Source organism: Dokdonella sp., assembly GCF_049593775.1.
In the GTDB taxonomy this organism is placed as follows: Bacteria; Pseudomonadota; Gammaproteobacteria; order Xanthomonadales; family Rhodanobacteraceae; genus Dokdonella.
This window is the reverse complement of the sequence record NZ_JBAWHJ010000032.1, coordinates 1-6648: the sequence shown is the minus strand read 5'-3', so window position 1 is coordinate 6648 and position 6648 is coordinate 1. Positions and strand designations below refer to the sequence as shown.

Sequence of the window (6648 nt, the reverse complement as noted above, 5' to 3'; positions counted from 1 at the left end):
GGGTCAGCGTGGCGGTCGTAGGCGTCCTGTTCGTCGGCCTGATCAGCTGGCGCATCGTGCCCTCGCGCAAACAGGCGGTATCTGCCGGCTTTGAGTCCGGCCAGTACTTCAGTGAAGTACGCATCGTCGAAGACAGCAAGGCCGTCGATCGGAGTCTGCGCGAAGTCGAGCAGATGCTCGACGAGTCCGACGCGCAGATCATTGGAATGGTCCGAGGCGAGATGAGGTTGTCGGCACCGAATCCGCGACGCATCCTGAGGACCGGCGACATTCTGGTCATCGAGGTCGATCCAAAATCCCTGTCGACGGCGCTTTCAAGCCTGGGCGTCAAGCTCGAGGAAGCCGTGCCGCCCAAAGTCGACGAAGACGAGGAGGCCGACGACGACGCGCCGGAGTCAACGGCGGATCCCGCCAGCGAACGCAATGCGACCGAGCCTTCGGAAACTGGCAGCGCAGAAAAGTCACGGGCCGGTGATGTCGTATTCCAGGAATTCGTGGTGACTCCGAATGCCGAGTTCGTCGGACGCTCGGCGACCGACATCGATCTTCGCACGCAGTTCGGGATCAACCTGCTGGCGATTTCACGCCAGGGTCGGCAGTCGGTACGGCGACTGCGATCAACACCCATCGAGGGTGGCGACGTGCTGCTGTTGCAAGGCCCAAGCGAGGCCCTGGCCGGGTTCGCCGCGCGCTTTGGCTGCCTGCCTCTGGCTCAGCGTGATATCCGCGTGCCAAAGAAGGGGCATGCGCTCAAGGCGTCATTGATCTTGGGAGCAGCCATTGTCGCGACAAGCTTCGGCGTGCTCTCTGCCGCCATCGCGTTCGCGCTGGCCGCACTCGCCTTCGTGGTGGCGAAACTGGTGCCGTTGCGCTCGGTTTACACCTCGATCGACTGGTCGGTGGTTGTTCTGCTGGGAGCGATGCTGCCGGTCGCCGACGCGATGGGAACGACCGGAACCGCGGATCTGATTGCACGGTTTCTGCTCGAGACGGTCAGCCAGGGACACGTGATCGCCGCATTGGTGGTCTTGCTGGTGGTCACGATGTTCCTCTCGGATCTGATGAACAACGTGGCCACTGCGGCGGTCATGTGCCCGATTGCGCTGAGCTCGGCACAACAATTCGGTGTCAACGCCGATGCCTTCCTGATGGCAATCGCGATCGGCTCTTCGTGCGCTTTCCTCACGCCGATTGGCCACCAGAACAACACCTTGATTCTCGGGCCCGGCGGATTCCATTTTGGTGACTATTGGCGATTGGGCCTCGCCGTGGAGGCCATTGTCCTGCTGATCAGCGTGCCGATGCTGCTGTGGGTCTGGCCCTTGTAGCTGCCCGCCAGGATGAAGGCGAGATCAACGACTGCCTGCACACGCTGCAGGCGGTCGGCTCAGTCAGCTAAACTGGGCAGATGAAGCTCGCTACCTGGAATGTGAATTCGCTGAACGTTCGCCTGCCGCATGTCGAACAGTGGTGCGCGAGCGCCAGGCCGGATTTGCTCGGCATCCAGGAAACCAAGATGGAGGATGCCAGGTTTCCGCGTGCAGCGATCGAAGCACTCGGATACGAAGTGGCGTTTTCCGGACAAAAAACCTACAACGGCGTCGCCTTGCTGGCGCGGGAACCCATCCACGACGTGGTCACGGATGTTCCGGGCCTCGATGACCCGCAACGACGCATCCTTGTCGCGACCGTCGGTGAGCTGCGTATCGCCAACCTGTATGTCGTCAATGGCCAGGCGGTGGGTAGCGAGAAATACGCTTACAAGCTCGATTGGCTCGACAAGGTCACACGGTTCCTCGAGGGCGAGTTGCGCAATGATCCCCGCCTGGTGGTGATGGGAGATTTCAATATCGCCCCGGACGACCGCGACGTGCATGATCCGGTTGCCTGGCATGAAAAGATCCTTTGCTCGACGCCCGAACGCAATGCCTTGAAGCGCCTGCTCGATCTCGGCCTCAGCGACAGTTTCCGTCAGTTTGACGAGGCCGGCGGAACCTTCAGCTGGTGGGACTACCGGCAGGCAGGCTTCCGTCGCGACCTCGGCTTGCGTATCGACCTGGTGCTGGCGAGTGCCCCGGTCATGCAGCGGGCCAGCGGCGCCAGCATCGATCGGGAACCGCGTACCTGGGAACGTCCTTCCGACCATACCCCGGCTCTGCTGGAGCTTGAAGATGTCCGAGTCTGATTGGCCCGCCTCCTTGTCGGATATCGAGCTTGAAGAGCTTGATCAGTATCTGCGTGCGCATGCCGGCGAAGACCAGCTGCTGCTTGATGGCGTACACGGATTTCTCACATCGCTGACGATCGGGCCCTCACCGGCCACGCCGGACGAATGGTTGCCGGAAGTCCTGCACGAGCCTTTCGCCACCGTGGAGGAGGGCGAGCGCATCCTGACCCTGTTGGCACGCCTCAATGATTCGGTACTTCTCGAAATCGACACCGGTGCCTACGAGCCCATTCTCGGCGAAATGGACGACGACGATGGTGGCAGCACGTTCACTTCGCGTGGCTGGTGCGAAGGCTTCAGCCGGGGCATCGATCTGCGCGCAGCGGCCTGGGAATCACGCCTGGGCCAGGACTCCGATCTGATGCAGTACCTCGGCCCGATCATCGCCTTGTCGATCGAGGATGATGTATTTGAAAGCGATGCCGAGTTCGCAGCGATGACCGAGGAGGAGTACGACGAGTGCCTGACGCGCATTCCCGAGTCGATCGACGCGGTGGCCGAATATTGGCGCCAGAATCCTGCCAATGAGGATGAACATGTGCGAAGCAGGGAAGGCGAGCCACCGCGACCGCCGCGCAGGCGCGGGGGTCGTTGGGTCCACTGATCGGCTCATTCGGGCGTGCTTGCACTGAATGGGTCGGTTCACCGTATGAGCGGTATCCGCACGGTGCGTGTCGAGCACCGCATCAGGGGGCAAGGGATCAGGCAGGTGAGCGGTGGCCGTCGCCACCACGGCCCTTGACCTCATAAAGCAGGCAGTCCGTGTCGCTGTACCAGACGGCCCAGTCGGTGGTTTCCGCGCACAGCTGGGCGCCTATGCTCACCGTGACCTTGAGGCCGTCACTGGTCGGAAAGCGCAAGCCGCGAACGGCGTTGACGATCTGCGTGGCACGCGCACTCAACTCCTCGCCACCCGTCACCTGGGTCAGCAGGGCAAATTCGTCACCGCCAAGTCGGCACGGGAGGTCGCACGGGGATGCCGCCGCCTGCACTTCCTCGGCGATTGCGCGCAGGACCTGATCACCCACCAGATGGCCGCAACGATCATTGATCTGCTTGAAGCGGTCGATATCGATCAGCAACAGGCCAAGCTCGGTGCCCTCCAGCCTCGCCTCGGCCAGATGCTCCAGGAACATGTACAAACCTCGGCGATTGCATAGCCCGGTCAGTTCGTCGGTTTGCACGAGACGCTGCGCGGTACTGAGTTGGGTCTGGGTCTGGCGCAGGGAATCCAGGGTGACCATCAGGTCTTCGTTGCGCCGTTTCAGGCTCGAGATCAGTTGCTGCTCGCTGGCAACCAGATAGGAGAAGGAGCGCCGCATGAATTGCGCGAGCAGTCGCGGCTCGCTGTCGAGCAGCAGCTCAAAGGATTGCTGTTCGATGACGTGCATGACGGTTTCGGTCGTAGCCACGGCATTGGCGACGCGGGTATGGTCGCCAATGAACAGGGTCAACTCACCAAAGAATTCACGCGGACCGATCAGCTTGTCCGGCATTCCATCGCCGAATTCCAGGCGAATCTGCCCTGTTTCGACGATGAACATGCTGCGTCCGAGCTCACCACGACGAAATATCACCTCGCCAGGGCTGACTTCGCGACGATCGCTGGCCGTGATGAACAAGGCCAGTTCGCGCTCGGAAAGCTCACGTGGCAACAACGGTGCGCGCGGGCGCGCCACAGATCCGCCGATGGGCGTGACATTGCTGCCGCCTTTTCTTGTCGCCACGTGTCCCCCTGTTGCCGACATTCGCGACTGTTGATCTTACCCTATCGGCCTGACTGGAAATCGTGATCAACGATGACTTTCGTCACGTGTGAGCCAGCGCCCACACTGGCAAGCTGAATTGCCGGTCAGCCCCTCTGACCTGGCAAGAGGGTACCGCGGTTCTCCCCGGTTCCCGCGCAGCGCCGACATCGGAGCATTGCCCGGATTCCCACCGGGCTACCCCAGACTCCACGTTCCGTTGTCGGCGTCTGGCGCGGCCGGCACATCGAGTGGCCGGCGCGCGTCATGGTTGTTGCTTGGCTCAGGCCGCCTTGTTGCCCTGGAACTGCTCTTCTTCGGTTGATCCGGCCAGAGCTGTAGTCGATGACTGCCCCTGCTGGATCGCCTGGGTGACCTGGTCAAAGTAGCCGGTACCGACTTCGTGCTGGTGCTTGACGGCGGTGAACCCACGGTCCGCGGCGGCGAACTCCGCTTCCTGCAATTCGACGAATGCACTCATCTGGTTGCGCGCGTAGCCATGAGCCAGATTGAACATCGAGTAGTTGAGGGCGTGGAAGCCCGCAAGCGTAATGAACTGGAACTTGTAGCCGTAGCCGGCGATTTCCTTCTGGAACTTGGCGATCGTCGCGTCATCCAGATTCTTCTTCCAGTTGAACGAAGGCGAACAGTTGTAGGCCAGCATCTTGCCTGGGAACCTGGCGTGGATCGCCTCCGCAAACTTGCGCGCGAATTCGAGATCGGGCTTGCCGGTCTCGCACCAGACCAGATCGGCGTAGGGCGCGTAGGCGAGGCCGCGGCTGATGGCCTGATCGAGCCCCTTGTTCGTCTTGTAGAAGCCTTCGACCGTGCGTTCTCCAGTTGCGAACGGCTGATCATTGGCATCGATATCGCTGGTCAGCAGGTCAGCGGCTTCCGCGTCGGTGCGTGCAATGATCAGGGTGGGTACGCCCATGACGTCGGCAGCAAGACGGGCTGCATTGAGCTTGTCGACCGCTTCGCGCGTCGGTACCAGAACCTTGCCGCCCATGTGTCCGCACTTCTTGACCGATGCGAGCTGATCTTCGAAATGCACGCCCGCGGCACCTGCTTCGATCATCGCCTTCATCAGCTCAAAGGCGTTGAGCACGCCGCCGAATCCAGCCTCGGCGTCGGCGACGATGGGCTGCAGGTAGTCGACCGAATCATTCCCGTCTGCATGGTTGAGCTGGTCGGCTCGGAGCAGGCAGTTGTTGATGCGCTTGACCACGGCAGGCACGGAGTCGGCCGGATACAGGGACTGGTCCGGATACATTTGTCCGGCCTGGTTGGCATCGGCGGCGACCTGCCACCCGGAAAGATAGATCGCCTTGAGTCCGGCCTTGACCTGTTGCATGGCCTGGTTGCCGGTCAATGCACCAAGTGCATTCACGAAAGGACTGCTCTGCAAGCTGCCCCAGAGCTTTTCAGCGCCCAATCGAGCCAGCGAGTGTTCGACATGTACGCTGCCGCGCAGGCGGACAACATCAGCCGCGGTGTAGTTGCGCTTGATGCCGGCCCAACGCGGGTTGTTGGCCCAGTCGTGGGTGATCTGTTCGGCGTTTGGCATCGTGTTCTGGCTCATGATGTGCTCCTGGTGAATCCGTTGCGGCTGAATAGGGATTGCTCGGCGGTGCGTGTTGAACGAATAGGGGTGCGGGCCCGGCATGCCGTCAGGGAAGACGCTCATAGGCGGGCAAGGTGAGGAACTCGGCAAGGTCATCGGCATGGGTCAGCTCGGCGAGCATCGCGATGGCCTCGCAGACACGCTCCTGGCCGGGCAGGCCGGCTTGCGGCAGGCGTGCAGCACAGCCGCCAAGCACCTCGTCGAACAAGGCGAAATCAATGACGCCGCCGTCCTCGAGCTTGAGGCCTTCGTGGTGCAGCCATTGCCAAAGCTGCGCGCGCGAAATCTCCGCGGTGGCCGCGTCCTCCATCAAGTGATGGATGGGCACGCAACCGAGACCATCCAGCCAGGCAGCAAGATAGCGCACGCAAACATCGACATTGTTCTCGAAGCCTGTTCGCGAGATCGTTCCGGGTGGAGCAAGCAGGAGGTCGTGCTGCGCGACACAAACATCGTCACGTTGGCGCTGAAGCTGGTTGGGACCATCCAGTACGCGTTCGAACTCTGCCATGGCGACGGGAATCAGGCCCGGATGTGCAACCCAGGTTCCGTCGTGCCCCGCCTGCGCTTCGCGCTGCTTGTCGAGCCGGACCCGCTCAAGTGCTGCGGCATTCGCTTCACTATCGTTGCTGATCGGAATCTGCGCGGCCATGCCGCCCATGGCGAACGCGCCCCGGCGATGGCAAGTCTTGATCAGGAGTTCGCTGTAGGCCTTCAGGAAAGGCACGCCCATGCCTACTTGTGCGCGCTCGGGCAAGACATGATCGCGCTGCCCCCGGAACGTCTTGATGTAGGAAAAGATGTAGTCCCAGCGTCCGCAATTGAGTCCGACAATGCGACTGCGCAAAGCCCAGAGAATTTCCTCCATCTCGAAAGCAGCGGGCAGGGTTTCGATCAGGACGGTCACCTTGATGACTCCCTGCTCCAACCCCAGCTCGCGTTCTGCATGGGCTATCACCGCATCCCATAGCGCGGCCTCCTGATGGCTTTGCAGCTTCGGCAGGTAGAGGAATGGCCCACGTCCGTTTGCTTGCAAGGTCCGAGCGTTGTGG

The 6648-nt window shown here is 61.7% G+C and carries 6 protein-coding genes; 3 read left to right on the top strand and 3 right to left on the bottom strand.

What is annotated here, in order from left to right; translation table 11 throughout:
• From WBP53_RS01175 to WBP53_RS01165, 3 genes are all read left to right on the top strand, one after another.
• A partial coding sequence (locus WBP53_RS01175; protein ID WP_423925104.1) for an SLC13 family permease occupies positions 1–1328 on the top strand: 1328 nt, incomplete at its 5' end.
• Between the two features lie 80 nt (positions 1329–1408).
• Complete coding sequence (gene xth / locus WBP53_RS01170) at positions 1409–2185, top strand: exodeoxyribonuclease III (RefSeq protein ID WP_423925102.1); 777 nt, start codon at positions 1409–1411, stop codon at positions 2183–2185.
• Positions 2172–2831: a YecA family protein gene (locus tag WBP53_RS01165; protein WP_423925100.1), complete on the top strand. Its 660-nt coding sequence runs from the start codon at positions 2172–2174 to the stop codon at positions 2829–2831. Before xth ends, WBP53_RS01165 begins: the two co-directional genes overlap by 14 nt.
• A gap of 97 nt (positions 2832–2928) precedes the next feature.
• Here the strand turns inward: WBP53_RS01165 and WBP53_RS01160 are convergent, their stop codons facing one another.
• From WBP53_RS01160 to WBP53_RS01150, 3 genes are all read right to left on the bottom strand, one after another.
• Complete coding sequence (locus tag WBP53_RS01160) at positions 2929–3954, bottom strand: diguanylate cyclase (protein ID WP_423925098.1); 1026 nt, start codon at positions 3952–3954, stop codon at positions 2929–2931.
• A 301-nt stretch (positions 3955–4255) separates the two neighbouring features.
• Complete coding sequence (gene aceA / locus WBP53_RS01155; protein WP_423925096.1) at positions 4256–5554, bottom strand: isocitrate lyase; 1299 nt, start codon at positions 5552–5554, stop codon at positions 4256–4258.
• A gap of 88 nt (positions 5555–5642) precedes the next feature.
• Positions 5643–6648: malate synthase (locus WBP53_RS01150; RefSeq protein WP_423925094.1), on the bottom strand; the 1006-nt coding region annotated here is incomplete at its 5' end.

What these genes read in the sequence shown, in the direction of transcription:
- xth (WP_423925102.1), top strand. Translation starts at nt 1,409, where the DNA reads ATGAAGCTCGCTACCTGGAATGTGAATTCGCTGAACGTTCGCCTGCCG.
- WBP53_RS01165 (WP_423925100.1), top strand. Translation starts at nt 2,172, where the DNA reads ATGTCCGAGTCTGATTGGCCCGCCTCCTTGTCGGATATCGAGCTTGAA.
- aceA (WP_423925096.1), bottom strand. Translation starts at nt 5,554, where the DNA reads ATGAGCCAGAACACGATGCCAAACGCCGAACAGATCACCCACGACTGG.